At 68.8% G+C, this 15,809-nt stretch carries 14 protein-coding genes and 1 riboswitch; of the genes, 10 read left to right on the forward strand and 4 right to left on the reverse strand.

Annotation, left to right across the window (positions count from 1 at the left end; genetic code table 11):
- The first annotated feature begins 182 nt into the window (after nucleotides 1-182).
- The 8 genes from tmpA (at nucleotide 183) to KAJ83_RS05290 (ending at nucleotide 9,243) form a co-directional block, all read left to right on the forward strand.
- Nucleotides 183-1,379 carry a 2-trimethylaminoethylphosphonate dioxygenase gene (gene tmpA / locus KAJ83_RS05255; protein ID WP_210680981.1) on the forward strand — a complete coding sequence of 399 codons (1,197 nt, stop codon included), beginning with the start codon at nucleotides 183-185 and terminating at the stop codon, nucleotides 1,377-1,379.
- A complete protein-coding gene (locus KAJ83_RS05260; protein WP_210680982.1) occupies nucleotides 1,376-2,014 on the forward strand; it encodes a phosphonate degradation HD-domain oxygenase in 639 nt (212 codons plus the stop codon). Before tmpA ends, KAJ83_RS05260 begins: the two co-directional genes overlap by 4 nt.
- Nucleotides 2,015-2,114: 100 nt before the next feature.
- Nucleotides 2,115-3,347, forward strand: a complete 1,233-nt coding sequence (locus KAJ83_RS05265; RefSeq protein WP_210680983.1) for a CaiB/BaiF CoA transferase family protein — start codon at nucleotides 2,115-2,117, stop codon at nucleotides 3,345-3,347.
- Between the two features lie 161 nt (nucleotides 3,348-3,508).
- Nucleotides 3,509-4,765 carry a sarcosine oxidase subunit beta family protein gene (locus KAJ83_RS05270; protein ID WP_210680984.1) on the forward strand — a complete coding sequence of 419 codons (1,257 nt, stop codon included), beginning with the start codon at nucleotides 3,509-3,511 and terminating at the stop codon, nucleotides 4,763-4,765.
- 48 nt (nucleotides 4,766-4,813) lie between these two features.
- Nucleotides 4,814-5,128, forward strand: coding sequence for a sarcosine oxidase subunit delta (locus KAJ83_RS05275; protein WP_210680985.1), 315 nt, complete (start codon nucleotides 4,814-4,816; stop codon nucleotides 5,126-5,128).
- Nucleotides 5,125-8,232 (forward strand): sarcosine oxidase subunit alpha family protein, encoded by a 3,108-nt coding sequence (locus tag KAJ83_RS05280; protein WP_343221949.1) that lies wholly within the window; start codon nucleotides 5,125-5,127, stop codon nucleotides 8,230-8,232. Before KAJ83_RS05275 ends, KAJ83_RS05280 begins: the two co-directional genes overlap by 4 nt.
- Nucleotides 8,225-8,872 (forward strand): sarcosine oxidase subunit gamma, encoded by a 648-nt coding sequence (locus KAJ83_RS05285; protein ID WP_210680986.1) that lies wholly within the window; start codon nucleotides 8,225-8,227, stop codon nucleotides 8,870-8,872. Before KAJ83_RS05280 ends, KAJ83_RS05285 begins: the two co-directional genes overlap by 8 nt.
- 86 nt (nucleotides 8,873-8,958) lie before the next feature.
- On the forward strand, nucleotides 8,959-9,243 hold the full coding sequence (locus KAJ83_RS05290) for a sll1863 family stress response protein (RefSeq protein ID WP_210680987.1): 285 nt from the start codon (nucleotides 8,959-8,961) through the stop codon (nucleotides 9,241-9,243).
- Between the two features lie 115 nt (nucleotides 9,244-9,358).
- Here KAJ83_RS05290 and KAJ83_RS05295 read toward each other — a convergent pair whose 3' ends face one another.
- Nucleotides 9,359-9,940, reverse strand: coding sequence for a HupE/UreJ family protein (locus KAJ83_RS05295; RefSeq protein WP_210680988.1), 582 nt, complete (start codon nucleotides 9,938-9,940; stop codon nucleotides 9,359-9,361).
- A 47-nt stretch (nucleotides 9,941-9,987) separates the two neighbouring features.
- A riboswitch (cobalamin riboswitch) is annotated at nucleotides 9,988-10,190 on the reverse strand.
- 76 nt (nucleotides 10,191-10,266) lie between these two features.
- Here KAJ83_RS05295 and KAJ83_RS05300 point away from each other — a divergent pair.
- Together KAJ83_RS05300 and KAJ83_RS05305 are read left to right on the forward strand one after the other, a co-directional pair.
- Complete coding sequence (locus KAJ83_RS05300) at nucleotides 10,267-11,298, forward strand: ligase-associated DNA damage response exonuclease (protein WP_210680989.1); 1,032 nt, start codon at nucleotides 10,267-10,269, stop codon at nucleotides 11,296-11,298.
- Nucleotides 11,295-12,896, forward strand: coding sequence for a cisplatin damage response ATP-dependent DNA ligase (locus KAJ83_RS05305; protein ID WP_210680990.1), 1,602 nt, complete (start codon nucleotides 11,295-11,297; stop codon nucleotides 12,894-12,896). Before KAJ83_RS05300 ends, KAJ83_RS05305 begins: the two co-directional genes overlap by 4 nt.
- Before the next feature lie 22 nt (nucleotides 12,897-12,918).
- On the opposite strand, the gene KAJ83_RS05310 is transcribed toward KAJ83_RS05305, so the two are convergent.
- The 3 genes from KAJ83_RS05310 to KAJ83_RS05320 form a co-directional block, all read right to left on the reverse strand.
- Nucleotides 12,919-13,365 (reverse strand): (deoxy)nucleoside triphosphate pyrophosphohydrolase, encoded by a 447-nt coding sequence (locus tag KAJ83_RS05310; protein ID WP_210680991.1) that lies wholly within the window; start codon nucleotides 13,363-13,365, stop codon nucleotides 12,919-12,921.
- Between the two features lie 21 nt (nucleotides 13,366-13,386).
- A complete protein-coding gene (argJ, locus tag KAJ83_RS05315) occupies nucleotides 13,387-14,616 on the reverse strand; it encodes a bifunctional glutamate N-acetyltransferase/amino-acid acetyltransferase ArgJ (protein ID WP_210680992.1) in 1,230 nt (409 codons plus the stop codon).
- Between the two features lie 78 nt (nucleotides 14,617-14,694).
- Nucleotides 14,695-15,558 carry a peptidylprolyl isomerase gene (locus KAJ83_RS05320; protein WP_210680993.1) on the reverse strand — a complete coding sequence of 288 codons (864 nt, stop codon included), beginning with the start codon at nucleotides 15,556-15,558 and terminating at the stop codon, nucleotides 14,695-14,697.
- Nucleotides 15,559-15,809: the final 251 nt, after the last annotated feature.

A 15,809-nucleotide genomic window follows, 5' to 3' on the forward strand; every position in this document is an offset into this window, starting at 1 on the left:
GATATATTGGAAGCGCGGGGAAGGGCCACAAGACCGATGATTCGGGCTGCGTGGCGTATCGGCCCCTTGTTCGCGTCTATCCCGCCATTGGGTGAAATCAATGGGGCCGCGGGCCTCGGGGATTGTTACATGGCTGCAATATAACTGCGCTAACCACCGACCCCTGCTGAAAGGATGACGGCATGGACACCCTGACCCGAGCGACCCCCCATACGGACGCCGCCGATCTCGTCGCGGAACTCGCCGGTGTCGAGGACCGGGCGCTGACGCTGCGCTGGCCCGACGGCGCGACCCATCGGTTCGACGCGGTTTGGCTGCGCGACAATGCGCGCGGCGACGCCCACCGCCATGGCGGCAACGACCAGCGCCTGTTCGATGTCGCCGACCTGCCGGCGGACATTACCATCGCGGCGGCCGAAATCGCGGCGGACGGAAATCTTCGCCTGACGGTCGAGCCGGAGGGGCTGGATCTCGTCTTCTCGCCCGGATGGCTGCGCGTGAACGCCTATGATGGCCGGTCCGGCGTGGGAGGTAACGAAGACGGTGAGGGGGGCGCGCCCGCGACCTGGGACGCGCGCCTCGCCGACCGCCTCGTCCGGCACGATTACGCCGCCGTCACCCGCGATCCGGCCGCCCTGTATGATTGGCTGGACGCGATCCGCGCGGACGGCTTCGCGCTGATGCATAACGTCCCGGCGGAACCGGGCATGGTCTGCCGGTTGGCCTCCCTCTTCGGTTTCGTGCGCGAGACCAATTACGGGCGCCTGTTCGACGTGCGCAGCGAGGCGCGACCGAACAACATGGCCTTCACCGCGGCCGGATTGGGTGTGCACACCGATAATCCCTATCGCGACCCGGTGCCGGGGCTGCAACTCCTCCATTGCCTGGCGGCGGAGGAGGATGGCGGTGCCTCCATCGTCGTGGACGGGTTCGAGGCCGCCCGTCGCCTGGCGGAGAGCGCGCCGGAGGATTTCGCCCTGTTGGCGCGCTGGCGGGTGCCCTTTCGCTACCGTACCGGCACGACCGACCTGCGCGCCCGCCGCCGGTTGATCGAGGTGGACGAGGCCGGACGGCCGATCGCGGTCGCCTACAATAACCGCTCCATCGCGCCGCTGGATCTTCCGGCGGAGGTAATGCCGGCCTATTATCGGGCCTATCGGCGGTTCTCGGAGGTTCTGCGCGACCCGTCTCTCGCCGTGCGCTTCAAGATGGGACCGGGCGATCTGTTCGTGGTCGACAATCGCCGGGTGCTGCACGGCCGGGACGGTTTCGCGGGCGGCACCCGCCATCTTCAGGGCTGCTACGCCGATATGGATTCGCTGTTGAGCCAGCTTCGCGTCATGGAACGCGAGCGCGGCGGCGAGGGGGAACGGGCATGACCGCCCCGACGACCAACCGGGAAACCGGCATTCGGGATACCCTGCCGAGCGACCCCGACCGGGTGACGGCCGTGACGGCGGTGGACTTCATCCTCGCCCTCTTCGCCCAGGCGGGCGGGCGCGACTATCTGGGCGAGGTGGTGAGCCAGCAGGAGCACGCGCTGCAATGCGCCGTCTGCGCCGATCAGGAGGACGCGCCGCCGCCGCTGGTCGCCGCCAGCCTGCTGCACGATGTCGGGCATTATCTGCATGATTGCGCGGAGGACGCGGCCGCCCAGGGCCTGGACAGCCGGCACGAGCAGGCGGGCGCCGATTTCCTGGCCCGCTTCTTCCCGCCGGAGGTCTCGGAGCCGGTGCGCCTGCATGTCGATGCCAAGCGCTATCTCTGCGCGGTGGAGCCGGATTATTTCGACCGTCTGTCGGAGGCGAGCGTCCATTCGCTCAATCTCCAGGGCGGACCGATGTCCCCGGCGGAGGTCGCGGCCTTCGAGGCCAATCCGCATCATCGCGCCGCCGTGCGGCTGCGCCGTTGGGACGAGACCGGCAAGGTCGAGGGGCTGCGCACGCCCGCGCCGGAGGATTTCCGCGCGTTGCTGGCGGGGTTGGTGCGCCCCGTCGGCGCGGACGGCCGCTGACCCTTCGCGTGCTACCCTTCGCGCTTCCTCTCCCCCTTTCCAAGCCTTCCCCGCTCCGCCATAAGGGCTTCGGGGTAAGGACAGGCGGGGAATGGATGCGATGAGCGAGACGCCACTGCCGCTCGACGGGCTGCGAATCCTGGATATGAGCCGGATTCTGGCGGGGCCGACCTGCACGCAGTATCTGGGTGACCTGGGCGCCGACGTGATCAAGGTCGAACGGCCCGGCGCCGGCGACGACACGCGCAAATGGGGGCCGCCCTATCTGCGCGACGCCGAGGGCGCGGAGACGGAGGAGAGCGCCTATTACCTCTCATCCAACCGCTCCAAGCGCTCGGTGGCGATCGACGTCTCCACGCCGGAGGGGCAGGCGCTGATCAAGCGGCTGCTCGTCGGCTGCGACGTGCTGATCGAGAATTACAAGGTCGGCGGCCTGAAGAAATACGGCCTGTCCCATGACGATCTGAAGGATGATTTCCCGGGGCTCGTCTATTGCTCGATCACCGGTTTCGGCCAGACCGGCCCCTATGCGGCGCGCGCGGGCTATGATTTCCTGGCGCAGGGCATGGGCGGCATCATGTCGGTGACCGGCGCGCCGGAGGGGGAGCCGACGAAGGTCGGCGTCGGCATCGCCGACGTGATGTGCGGCATGTACGCGACCACCGCGATCCTGGCCGCGCTGCGCCACCGCGACCGCACCGGCGAGGGCCAGCATATCGACGCCTGCCTGCTCGACACCCAGGTCGCCTGGTTGATCAACGAGGGGTGCAACTATCTGATATCCGGCAAGGTGCCGAAGCGGATGGGCAACGAGCATCCCAACATCGTCCCCTATAAGGTGTTCGAGGTGAAGGACGGCTTCGTCATCCTGGCCATCGGCAACGACGCGCAGTTCCAGCGTTGGTGCGGGTTCGCGGGCGCCGGGGATCTGGCGGCCGATCCACGCTTCCAGACCAACAAGGACCGCGTCACCAATCGCGCCGTCCTTTATGCGGAGATGCCGCGCTACATGATCGTCCGGACGATCGACGAATGGGTCGATGGGCTTGCCGCCATCGGCGTGCCCTGCAGCCCGGTCAACACGATCGACCGCGTCTTCGACGACCCACAGGTCCAGGCGCGCGGCATGCGCATCGACCTGCCGCACCATCAGGCGGGCGGCGACGGCACCGTGCCGTTGATCGCCAATCCGATGAAATTCTCCCGCACGCCGGTGCGCTATCGGCGTGCCCCGCCGACGCGCGGGCAGCATACGGACGAGATTCTCTCGGAAACGCTCGACCTCGACGCGGCGGAGATCGCGCGGCTGCGTGCGGCCGGCGCGATCGAGTAGGATGGCAAGGCGAGGGAAGGGGGAGCTGTTCCGTTTCCGCCGCCGATGTCGCGCTTTGGCCGAAGCTTGACGGAGACCGGCATATGCCGTGCCCTGTTCCGGGCTATAGACCGTCGGCGTGATTTCAGCGGTGCCGGCGGCACCATCCGTTGGGGTTGTCGATGGGCGAGTATTCGGTCTGGAGCGTGCTGAAGGGCGGGTTCACCGCCCAACGCCATTGGAAACCCGCCTGGCGCGATCCCGATCCGAAGCCGGCCTATGACGCGCTGATCGTCGGCGGGGGCGGGCATGGTCTGGCGAGCGCCTTCTATCTCGCCAAGCTGCACGGCATGCGCAATATCGCGGTGCTGGAGAAGGGCTGGCTGGGCGGCGGCAATACCGGGCGGAACACGACCATCGTGCGCTCCAACTACATGTTGGAGGGCAATGCGCATTTCTATGAGAAGTCGCTGCAACTGTGGGAGGGGTTGAGCCAGGAACTCGGCTACAACGTCATGTTCTCCCAGCGCGGCGTGATCAATCTGGCGCATTCGGACGCGCAGATGGACGCCTATGCCCGGCGCGGCAACGCCATGCGCCTCAACGGGATCGATGCCGAACTGCTCTCCCGCGAGGAGGTGCGTGCCCGCGCGCCGATGTGCGATTTCTCCGACAAGGCGCGGTTCCCGATCCATGGCGGGCTGTTGCAGCCGCGCGGCGGCACGGCGCGGCACGACGCGGTCGCCTGGGGCTTCGCGCACGCGGCCGACCGGCTGGGCGTCGATATCATCCAGAATTGCGAGGTGACCGGCATCGATGTCGAGCAGGGCCGCGTCACCGGCGTTCAAACCACGCGCGGTGCGATCAAGGCGCCGAAGATCGGCCTCGCCGTCGCCGGGCACACGACGCAACTGGCCGAGATGGCCAGCCTGCGCCTGCCGATCGAGAGCCATTTGCTCCAAGCCATGGTGTCGGAGCCGCTGAAGCCCTGGATCGACACGGTCGTCACCTTCGGCGCCGGGCATTTCTATATCAGCCAGTCGGACAAGGGCGGCCTCGTCTTCGGCGGCGACCTCGACGGCTATAATTCCTTCGCCCAGCGCGGCAACATGCCGACGGTGGAACATGTGATCCAATGCGGCGTGGCCCTGATGCCGGGGTTGAAGCGCCTGCGCCTACTGCGCCATTGGGGCGGCGTCATGGACATGACCATGGACGGCAGCCCGATCATCGGCCGCACGCCGGTGGAGGGGCTCTATCTCAATGGCGGCTGGTGCTATGGCGGCTTCAAGGCGACGCCGGGCAGCGGCTGGGTCTTCGCCCATACCATCGCCCAGGACCGGCCGCACAAGCTGAACGAGGCGCTGGGGCTGGAGCGGTTCGAGACCGGCGCCCTGCTGGACGAGCGCGGCGCCGGTCCGGTGCCCGGCTGGCATTGAGCGCGGGCGCGCTCGGGATCGTGATCGAGGGAAAGGTGCGTCGGCGGAATGTTTCGGATTGAATGCCCCTGGTGCGGCACGCGCGACATGGTGGAATTCACCTATGTCGGCGACGGCACGCTGACCCGCCCGGCGCTCGGCGCGCGGACAGGTCATTTCGAGCATGTCTATCTGCGCGCCAACCCGAAGGGCACGCATGTCGAGCTTTGGCATCATGTCGCGGGCTGCCGCCAGCATGTGGCGGTGAAGCGCGATACCCTCACCCATGAGATCCTGGCGACCGGCGGACCGGGCGAGGTGACGGCCGCGCGCGACGACGTGCCGAAGGGCGCGGCAAAAGGCGAGACGGGGGGCATGGCGTGAGCGAGTATCGCAAATCCCCCCGCTCCCCCCTGCCCAGCGTCGCGCCGCCGAAGTCGCGGCCCATGCGCGTGGCCGACGGCGGGCGCATCGACCGCACGCGGCGGCTTAGCTTCACCTTCGATGGTGTCGCGATGACCGGGTTCGAGGGGGATACGCTCGCCTCCGCCCTGTTGGCGAATGGCGTCGATCTGGTCGGGCGCAGCTTCAAGTATCACCGCCGGCGCGGCATCTTCTCCAACGGGCCGGAGGAGCCGAACGCCCTGGTCCGTCTGCGTGTCGGCGCGCGGATGGAGCCCAATACGCGCGCCACCATGGTCCCCCTCTATGACGGGCTGGTGGCGGAGAGCCAGAATCGCTGGCCCACGCTGGCCCACGATATCCAGGCGCTCAATTGGCTGATCGCGCCCTGGATTCCGGCGGGGTTCTACTACAAGACCTTCATGGGCCGCGCGGCCAACACCCGGCTTTGGATGTGGTTCGAGAAATCGATCCGCCGGGCCGCCGGCATGGGCACCGGCACGCACGAGGCCGACCCCGACGACTATGACAAGATGACCGCCCATTGCGAGGTGCTGGTGATCGGCGGCGGGCCGTCGGGCCTGGCCGCGGCGCGGGCGGCGGCGGCCGGCGGCGGCCGCGTGGTCCTGGTCGATGAGCGCGAGGATTTCGGCGGCCGCCTGCTGATGGACCGCGAGACGATCGACGGCGAGGAGGGCGCCGCCTGGGCCGCCCGGATGCGCGCGGAATTGGCGGCGCTTTCCAATGTCCGCCTGCTGCCCCGGACCACCGCCTTCGGCTATTACGACCATAACCGGATCGGCTGTGTCGAACGGGTGAGCGACCATCTGATCGAGCCCGAGCCGCATCGCCCGCGCCAGCGCCTGTGGTCGATCCGCGCGGCGGAGGTGGTGCTGGCCACCGGCGCGATCGAACAGCCGCTCGCCTTCGCGGACAACGATCTGCCGGGCGTCATGCTGGCGGGGGCGGTGCGCGCCTATGCCAACCAATATGGCGTGAAGGTGGGCGAGCGTATCGTGATCGCCACCAACAACGACGACGCCTATCGCACGGCCTGCGATCTGGACGATGCCGGCGCCTGGGTGGAGGCGGTCGTCGATATGCGCCCGAAGGGGGCGGAGCCTACGCTGCGCGCGGCGATCAAGGAGCGCGGGATCGACATCCTGCATGGTTGGGCGCCGGTGAAGGCGCAAGGCACGAAGCGCGTGCGCGGCCTCGCCATCCTGAAGATCGACGAGACCGGCAAGCCCGTCGGCAATCAACGTGCGGCCAGTTGCGATATCGTCGCGATATCCGGCGGTTGGCAACCGACGCTCCACCTCTTCAGCCAGACCGGCGCCAAGGCGGTCTGGGACGATGCGAAGGCGTGCTTCCTGCCCGGCCCGCCGCGCCAGCGCGAACGCTCCGCCGGGGCCTGCGCCGGGCGCTTCACGCTGTCCGAATGCCTGGAGGGCGGGCACGCCGCCGGCCTGGACGCGGCGGAGAAGGCCGGCGCCGCGCGCCCAACCCTCGCGGCACCCCGGGCCGAGGTCACCCCGCAGAACCCGCCGCGCGCGATCTGGGAGTGCCCCAAGCCGGTGAACACGCCGGGCAAGCGCTTCGTCGATTTGCAGGACGATGTCGCCGTCTCCGACATTCAACTCGCCCATCGCGAGGGCTATGTCTCGGTCGAGCATCTGAAGCGCTACACCACCCTCGGCATGGGGACGGACCAGGGCAAGACCTCCAACATCGCGGGCTTCGCCGTGATGGCGGCCGCGCGCGGGGTCGAAATCGGGCGCACCGGCACCACCACCTTCCGCCCGCCCTATACGCCGGTCGCGCTCGGCGCGCTGGCCGGGCCGGAGGTGGGGGAGCATTACGCCCCCCTGCGCCGCACGCCGATGGATTCCTGGCATGCGGAACGGGGCTGCACCTGGATCGACGCCGGCCTCTGGCGCCGCCCGCGCACCTATCCCGCCCATGAGGGGGAGGGGCTGTTCGATGCCTATATCCGCGAGACCAAGGCGGTGCGCGGCTCGCTCGGCCTGTGCGACGTCACCACGCTCGGCAAGATCGACATCCAGGGGCCGGATGCGGCGGAATTCCTGAACCGCCTCTATATCAACGGCTGGAAGACGCTTCCCGTCGGCAAGGCGCGCTATGGCCTCATGCTGCGCGAGGATGGGCTCGTCCTCGACGATGGCACGACCTCGCGCCTGGGCGAGACGCATTTCCTGATGACGACGACGACGGCGAACGCCGTGCGCATCATGGCCTGGATCGAGTACTATCTGCAGGTCGTCTGGCCGGATCTGCGGGTGAAGGCGACCAGCGTGACGGAACAATGGGCGGCGATGGCGATCGCCGGGCCGAAGGCGCGCGAATGCCTCGCCACCGTGGTGGACCGCGACCTTTCCAACGAGGCCTTTCCCTTCATGGCCTGTGGGCCGTGCGTGATCGACAAGGGCGTGGCGGGGGCCGAGATTCCGGCGCGTCTCTTCCGCATCAGCTTCTCGGGCGAGCTTGCCTATGAACTGAACGTCCCGGCCGATCATGGCCGCGCGGCGTGGGAGCGGCTGATGGCGGCCGGCGCGCCCTTCGATATCGTGCCCTACGGCATGGAGGCGCTCGGCAATATGCGGATCGAGAAGGGGCATGTCGCGGGGCCGGAACTGGACGGCCGGACGACCGCCGAGGATCTGGGGCTGGGCCGCATGATGTCCTCGAAGAAGGATTTCATCGGCGCGCAACTCGCCAGGCGGCCCGACATGACGCGGCCGGACCGCAAGCAGCTGGTCGGCCTCGTACCGGTGGACGGCAAGACGCGCCTCGGCCAGGGCGCGCAACTCGTCGCCGCCGACGCGCCGGCGCGGGCCGGATCGCTCGCCGCCGGTGGGGCGCCGGTCGCGATGATCGGTCATGTCACCTCGACCGGCTACAGCCCGGAACTGGACCACCCCATCGCGCTTGGCCTCGTGGAGAATGGGCGCGCGCGGCATGAGGAGGTGATCGCGATGCGCGATCCGGTGCGCGGGCGTGAAACGAAGGTGCGCATCGTCGCCCCCGTCTTCGTCGATCCGGAGGGAGAACGGCTCCATGGCTGAAACGGCATCCCTTCACCCCGCCCGCCGCTCCGCGCTGGAAGGGCATCTCCTGCCCGGCGATGTGGGGGGCATCGGCGCGGACGGGCCGGGATTGACGGTGACGGAGCGTCGCGCGCTCGCCATCGCGCAGGTCGAGGCCTGGGGCGAGAGCGTGGAAGAAACCCAGGAGGCCATCGCCAAGACGATCGGCATCCGCCCGTCGCGGGAACCGCTGACGGCGGTGAGCGCGGATCGGGCGGTGGCGCTGTGGCTCGGCCCGGAACGCTGGCAGATCGTGGAACCGGAGGCCGCCCGTGCCGGAGCCGATGACGGGGCCGGGCTGGTCGGGGTGCTGGCGCGCGCGCTCGGCACCCAGGCCGCCGTGACCGACCAGGGTCATGGCCGGGTGTGCCTGCGGATCGGTGGGCCGGCGCTTCTTCCGGTGCTGGCGAAGGGCTGCACGCTCGACCTCGATCCGGGGCGCGATCTCGATCCGGGCCGGGTGGCGAACACCAGCCTCGGCCACATGGCCGCGACCATCCACCGGACCGCGACGGACGGGGCGGATATCTATGTCGCGCGGTCCTTCGCCGTCAGTTTCGTGGACTGGCTGCTTCATGCGGCGGCCGAATATGGCTGCCGCGTCACCGATCCGGAATAATCCGCGGGTCCCCCCTTTACAAAAGACGTTTCGCTCCTCATCTCTCGGACAAGCAAATACTTCGGGAAACGAAGGAGGTTGCCGAGATGGAAACGAAGGACGCGATTCGCACGAAGCTCGAAGCCCGCTTGCAGGAATTGCGCGCGGAGATCGACAAGCTGGAAGCGAAGGCGAAAGACCGGCAGGCCGACGCGCAGTTGGAGTCCGACAAGACCTTGGACGAGCTGCGCGACAAGCGCACCGAGACCGAGCGTAAGTTGGAGGATCTGCGGCGTGCCGGCGAAAGCGCCTGGGACGATACGCGCATGGGCCTCGAACGCGCCGTGGAGGATTTGCGCGGGGCTCTCGATAAGGCCAAGTCACGCTTCTGACGGCGTGCACCCCATTCCGGAGCCGACCACGCCTTTGGCGTACTGCCCCTCCCCCGGCTCCGGGAAACCGCGCGGCGGCACCCGTTATCGGGGCCGCCGCGCGGAAATTCTTTCTTCAGAGAATACCGAAGACGATGGCCAGGCCGGCCGCCGCCGTGGCCGCGCCGCCGATGCGCACGACCCGGCGCTGGGTCGAAAGCGCCGTGAAGGCGCCGACGCCCGCCGCATGCAACAGCGCGGTCGCCAGCATGAAGCCGACGGCATAGGTCAGGCCGGACGCCGCGAGCGGCGCTTCCGTCCCATGGGCATGGCCGTGGAAGATCGCGAAGAACCCGACGATCGCCATGGCGAGCGCCGTCGGCAGTCCCTTGCCCAAGGCGACGAGACCGCCGATCGCGACCACCGACAGCGCGATGCCGAGTTCGACCATCGGCAGGCCCAGCCCGGCCATCCCGGCCACGCCGCCGACCGCCATCATGCCGACGAAGCTGGCGGGCACGAGCCAGCGGGCGCGCCCGCCGAGCAGCCCGGCGAAAAGGCCGACCGAGACCATCGCCAGCACATGGTCGAGACCGCCGATCGGGTGTAGGAAACCGCTGGCGAAGCCGCTGGTGGCGGTGGCTCCGGTATGGGCGAGGGCCGGATCGGCCAGCGTGACCGCGGCGAGTGTCGCGGCGGCGAGATGGGTCGTGCGCATGATGTCGTTTTCTCCTTCTGAGGGGCCCTCCGCCCCCGGGTAAGGGATTGCTGCCGAGTGCGACGGCCGGTCTCCTGGCTCGCGATCGCTTCCACGCCCGGCCTTCCCAACGCGGCGCCGATAAGGCGGCGCGTCAGTGACCTCGTCGAGGGGCGCGGCACGGATCGTCACAGTGGCGGGGGCCGCACCGGATTCTCACCGGTTTCCCGATTATCCCGGAGGGTCCGGGACCGTCGCGATGCTTTCACCCTGGACGGTAGCGAGCGGCGTACCGCACCGCAACGGTTTCGTTGGCGAAGCGCCGGCTCCGTCCTAGATTGACGTCCATGATGCGTGCGCGTGGGGCTGACTCCCATCCCGAATCCTGGCTCAGGGCGACCGACGGTGGCCTTTATTGCGTGCCGGGCGATTTCCATGTCGATCCGCACCGCCCGGCCGAGCGCGCGGTCATCACGCACGGCCATGCCGACCATGCCCGGGCGCGCAACGGGAAGGTACTGGCGACCCCGGGGACGCTCGCCATCATGCGGGCGCGTTACGGCGCGGAGGCATGGAGGGAGAGCCAGGCCCTCGACCATGGCGAGACGGTGCGGATCGGCGATGTGACCGTCTCCCTCGCCCCGGCCGGGCATGTCCTGGGCAGCGCCCAGGCGGTGCTGGAATATAAAGGCGCGCGGGTCGTCATCTCCGGCGATTACAAGCGGCGGCGCGATCCGACATGCCCGCCCTTCGAGCCGGTCGCCTGCGATGTCTTCGTGACGGAGGCGACCTTCGGCCTGCCCGTCTTCCGCCACCCGCCGGATGGGGAGGAGGTGGCGAAGCTGCTGCGCTCGCTGGAGACGTTTCCGGAGCGTACGCATCTCCTCGGCGCCTATGCGCTGGGTAAGGCGCAGCGGTTGATTCGCTTGTTGCGGGAGGGTGGCTACGACCGGCCCATTCATCTGCATGGCGCGATGGGCGCGCTCTGCGATCTTTACGAAGCGCAGGGCGTGCCGCTCGGGCCGTTGCGGGCGGTCGGTGATCGGGACAAGAAGGAATTGGCGGGGGAGATCGTGCTCTGTCCCCCCTCCGCGCTGTCCGACCGGTGGAGCCGGGGATTTCCCGATCCGCTCACCGTCATGGCTTCCGGCTGGATGCGGGTGCGTCAACGCGCGCGCCAGCGCAATGTGGAACTGCCCTTGATCCTTTCCGACCATGCCGATTGGGACGAACTGACCCGCACGCTGGAGGATGTCGGCGCGCCGACCGTCTGGGTCACGCACGGGCGGGAGTATGCGCTGGTCCACCATGCGCGCGGGCGCGGCTTCGACGCCAAGGCACTCTCCCTCGTCGGCCGCGAGGAGGAGGACGAGACGTGAAGCCCTTCGCTGGCCTGCTGGAGCGGCTCGTCTTCACGCCCTCGCGCAACGGCAAGCTGCGCCATCTTCAGCGCTATTTCGCCGAAACGCCGGACCCGGATCGCGGCTGGGCCCTGGCCGCGCTGACGGACGGGTTCGAGCGGAAATACGCCACCCCCTCCCTTGTCCGCCCCCTGATCGAGGCGCGCGCGGACCCGGTGCTGTTCCGCCTGTCCCATGATTATGTCGGGGATCTGGCGGAGACGGTATCCCTCATGTGGCCGGGTCCGGCGGAGGCTGCGCGGGAGAACGCGCCGCTCGCCCTCTCCGACGTGATCGAGACGGTGCGCGAGGCGCGCCGCAAGGAGGTGCCCGCGCTGATCGCGGGGTGGCTGGACCGCCTCGACCCCAGCGCGCGCTTCGCCTTGCTCAAGCTTCTGATGGGCGGGATGCGCGTCGGTGTCTCGGCGCGCCTGGCCAAGACCGCGCTGGCCCGGTACGGCGGCATCGACCTCGACCGGATCGAGGAGATGTGGTTCGGCCTGAGCCCGCCCTATACCGATCTGTTCCGCTGGCTCGACGGCACGGGCCCGGCGCCCGCGGTCGATGACCGGCTGATGTTCCGGCCGATGATGCTGGCGACGCCCCTGGAGGGCGAGGACGTCGCGAGGCTCGACGCCGGCGCCCATGCCGCCGAATGGAAATGGGACGGCATCCGCGTGCAACTCGCCGCCCATGATGGGCAGGCGCGCCTCTATTCCCGCACCGGGGACGAGATCGGGGGAAGCTTCCCGGAAATCGCGGGCGCCGCCGACTTCGACGCGGTGGTCGATGGCGAATTGCTGGTGGTCGCGGCGGGGGAGGTGCGCCCCTTCAACGACCTGCAACAGCGTCTCGGCCGGAAATCGGTCACGCGTCGGATGTTGGCGGACTATCCCGCGCACCTGCGCGCCTACGACCTTCTGTTCGAGGGGGGCGAGGATCTGCGCGCCCTGCCGCTGGACGCCCGGCGGGACCGGCTGGCGGCCCTGATCGCGCGGGAGAACAAGAGTTGGCTCGACCTGTCGCCGGAAGTGCCGTTCGCCTCGTGGGACGATCTGGCCCGGCTGCGCGGCGACGCGCGGGCGGCGGGGATCGAAGGGCTGATGCTGAAGCGTCGGGATAGCACCTATCAGGCCGGCCGGCCGAAGGGGCCCTGGTTCAAATGGAAACGCGATCCGCTCACCGCCGATTGCGTGCTGATGTATGCCCAGCGTGGACACGGCAAGCGCTCCAGCTTCTATTCCGACTTCACCTTCGGCGTCTGGCGGGGCGAGGAGGTGGTGCCCGTCGGCAAGGCCTATTTCGGCTTCACCGACGCGGAGTTGCGCCAACTCGACAAATGGGTGCGCGACCACACGATCGACCGGTTCGGGCCGGTGCGCGCGGTCTCCTTCGGGTTGGTGCTGGAAATCGCGTTCGATTCGATCCAGCGTTCCAACCGTCATAAATCCGGGCTGGCGATGCGCTTTCCCCGGGTCGCGCGCATCCGCTGGGACAAGCCGGTCGCGGAGGCGGAGCGGATCGAGACGCTGGAGGCGCTGGTCGAACGCGCGGCGCCCGATTTGGTGGCGCAATGAAGGAAGGAGATTTGCCCCGGGATCAGAGCAGGTCGCGCAACAGGCCGATCAACGGCTCGTCCGCCGGCGGCATGGCATAGTCGCGCAGGCGCGCGGGATAGGCCCAGGCCAGCGCCTCATGTTCCAGCGCCCGGGGCTCGCCCTGCCAGACGCGGCAGGCGAAGACCGGCATCAGAAGGTGGAAATCCTCATAGCCATGGCTGGCGAAAGCGATGGGGGCGAGGCAGCTTCGCCGTGTCTCGATGCCCAGTTCCTCGGTCAATTCGCGGATCAGGGTCGCCTCCGGCGTCTCCCCGTCCTCGACCTTGCCGCCGGGAAACTCCCATAGGCCGGCCATCGCCTTGCCCTCCGGACGCTTGGCGATCAGCACACGGCCGTCGCCGTCGACCAGCGCGGCCGCGGCCACCAGCACGATCCGCGCGGTCGTGCCCGCCTCCCGCGCACCGGCCTGCCAGCATCCGCTATCCATCGTTGGAACGCGCCCCCGTCGTCAGGTGCGGTAGTCGGCATTGATGTCGATATAGCCGTGGGTCAGATCGCAGGTCCACACCCGCGCCTTGCCCCGGCCGATACCGATATCGACGTCGATCTGGATGTCCCGGCCCTTGAGGTGCGCGGCCACCGGGGCCTCGTCGTAATCGGGCACGCCCTCGCCCTTCTCGGCGATGACGGTGCCGCCGACGGCGACGGTCAGCCGGTCGCGGTCCGCCCGTTCGCCCGCCTTGCCGACGGCCATGACGATGCGGCCCCAGTTCGCGTCCTCCCCCGCGATGGCGGTCTTCACCAGCGGCGAATTGGCGATGCACAGGCCGATACGCCGGGCCGCCTTCTCCGAGGCGGCGCCGGTCACGTCGATGGTGATGAACTTGCTGGCGCCCTCGCCATCCTTCGCCACCTGGATCGCGAGGTCGGTCATCACCTGTTGAAGCGCCTCCCGGAAGCCCTTGAGCGCCTTGTCGGAGGCCTTCTTCGGCAGCTTGTTTCCCGCCTTGCCGGTCGCCGCGACGAGCAGCGTGTCGCTGGTCGATGTATCGCCGTCCACCGTCATGCAGTTGAAGCTGCGATCGACCGCCTTGCGGGTGATCTTCTGCAGGATGTCCTTCGGGATGGACGCGTCGGTGAAGACGAAGGACAGCATGGTCGCCATGTCCGGCGCGATCATGCCGGACCCCTTGGCGAAACCGGCGATGGTGACCGGCACGCCGCCGATCGCGCAGGTCGCGCTCGCCCCCTTGGGGAAGGTGTCGGTCGTCATGATGGCGCGCGCGGCCTGGGGCCAACCGTCGGACGTCAGCCCCGCGCGCAATTTCGGCACGGCCTTGGAAATCCGGTCGCCCGGCAGCTTCACGCCGATCACGCCGGTGGAGGCGACCAGTACCTCCTTGCGCGTGCAGCCCACGGCCTCGGCCGCGGCATCGACCATCACGCGCACCCCCTCCATCCCGGCCTTGCCGGTGAAGGCGTTGGCGTTGCCGGCATTGACCAGGATCGCGCGGGCCGTGCCCTTCTTCAGAACCTGGGCGCACCAATCGACCGGCGCGGAGCGGGTGAGCGATCGGGTCAGCGCCCCGGCCACCACCGTCCCCGGGTCGAGTTCCGCCATGAAAAGGTCGGGTCGCCCCTGATACTTCACCCCGGCGGACGCGCCGCCCAGGCGCACGCCATCGATGGGCGGCAGTGTCGGAAAACGCTTCGGCGCGAACGGCGACACGGCGGTCATGACCGGTCCGGCTCCCCTAGAAGTTATATAGAGATATGTCCCCGGCCGTCCGCCGGAACGGACGGCCGGGGGGACAGTTTACTGGTCCCCGATCGGACTTTCCATCGGCTCGCCGTCGAGATTGAAGCGTTGAACGTCGGCCTGTTTCGTCATGTCGTTGGAAACCTTGAAGGCGATCTCCTGGCCCAGGCGTTCGACCAGCCGGGGGCGCATTTCCTCGAAAGTCGGCGAGGGGACGGTGCGGCGATCCTCCACCAGGATCACATGCCAGCCGAACTCGGTCTGGATCGGGTCGGCGGTGAAGGTGTTGGGTTGCAGGCCGAAGGCGGCCTCGGCGAAGGCCGGGACCATCGCGTCGTGGGTGAACCAGCCGAGATCGCCGCCGTTCTCGCCGCTCGGCCCGGTCGAGGACTCCTTGGCCAGCGTCGCGAAATCGGCGCCGTCGGTGACCTGTTGGATGATGTCGCGGGCCTTGGCCTCGCTATCGACCAGGATATGGCGGGCCTTCACCTCCTCGCGCGGGGGATTCTCCGCGATGAAGCGGTCATATTCGGCCCGGAGCTCCTCGTCGGTGATCGCCTCCTCGACCCGGCGGCTGAGATAGACGTCGTGGATCACCTGATCGCGCAGTTCCTCGACGCGCTCCTCCACCTCCGGATCGTCGGCGAGGCCGGCGTCGCGGCCGCGCTTCATCAGCACTTCCTGCTGCACGATCCGCTCCAGCAGTGCCGGATAGACCGCGCCGAAGCCCTGTTGCTGATACTGCCGGGGCAGGTCGCGGAAGGCGCGATGAACCTCGCCCATGGTGATGGTCTTGCCCTCCACCTCGGCGGCGACGGCATCGGGGTCGAGCGATTGCGCCTCGGCGGTGCGCGGGTGGATCGGCGCGCCGGCGACGGCGAGCGCGAGCAGCACGGCCAGCATGGAGAGTATGCGCGTCATGTCGGGTTAGCCTCCCGGTTCGGAATCGGTCTCGGACTTGAAGGGGGCCGCGCCGCCATCCTGGGCCGGCGTCGCGGGCGGGCGCACGAAACCACACTCCATCGCCCTTCACAAGCGGCCGCGACCCCATCGCGAGCGGGCGCGGCGAAGCGACGCGAGCCTCGCATGGCCCGGCATCCCGGGGCTTCCCGTCATCGCCCCGTCGTTGACAGGGGCGACCCGGCCCCTTAAGTCGAAGGTCGATTTGCACG

The sequence above is a fragment of the Marivibrio halodurans genome (assembly GCF_017963645.1).
Classification (GTDB): Bacteria; Pseudomonadota; Alphaproteobacteria; order UBA8366; family Aestuariispiraceae; genus Marivibrio; species Marivibrio halodurans.

Coding starts and splice junctions, on each gene's coding strand:
- tmpA (WP_210680981.1), top strand. CDS start 183: ATGGACACCCTGACCCGAGCGACCCCCCATACGGACGCCGCCGATCTC.
- KAJ83_RS05260 (WP_210680982.1), top strand. CDS start 1,376: ATGACCGCCCCGACGACCAACCGGGAAACCGGCATTCGGGATACCCTG.
- KAJ83_RS05265 (WP_210680983.1), top strand. CDS start 2,115: ATGAGCGAGACGCCACTGCCGCTCGACGGGCTGCGAATCCTGGATATG.
- KAJ83_RS05270 (WP_210680984.1), top strand. CDS start 3,509: ATGGGCGAGTATTCGGTCTGGAGCGTGCTGAAGGGCGGGTTCACCGCC.
- KAJ83_RS05275 (WP_210680985.1), top strand. CDS start 4,814: ATGTTTCGGATTGAATGCCCCTGGTGCGGCACGCGCGACATGGTGGAA.
- KAJ83_RS05285 (WP_210680986.1), top strand. CDS start 8,225: ATGGCTGAAACGGCATCCCTTCACCCCGCCCGCCGCTCCGCGCTGGAA.
- KAJ83_RS05290 (WP_210680987.1), top strand. CDS start 8,959: ATGGAAACGAAGGACGCGATTCGCACGAAGCTCGAAGCCCGCTTGCAG.
- KAJ83_RS05295 (WP_210680988.1), bottom strand. CDS start 9,940: ATGCGCACGACCCATCTCGCCGCCGCGACACTCGCCGCGGTCACGCTG.
- KAJ83_RS05300 (WP_210680989.1), top strand. CDS start 10,267: ATGATGCGTGCGCGTGGGGCTGACTCCCATCCCGAATCCTGGCTCAGG.
- KAJ83_RS05310 (WP_210680991.1), bottom strand. CDS start 13,365: ATGGATAGCGGATGCTGGCAGGCCGGTGCGCGGGAGGCGGGCACGACC.
- argJ (WP_210680992.1), bottom strand. CDS start 14,616: ATGACCGCCGTGTCGCCGTTCGCGCCGAAGCGTTTTCCGACACTGCCG.
- KAJ83_RS05320 (WP_210680993.1), bottom strand. CDS start 15,558: ATGACGCGCATACTCTCCATGCTGGCCGTGCTGCTCGCGCTCGCCGTC.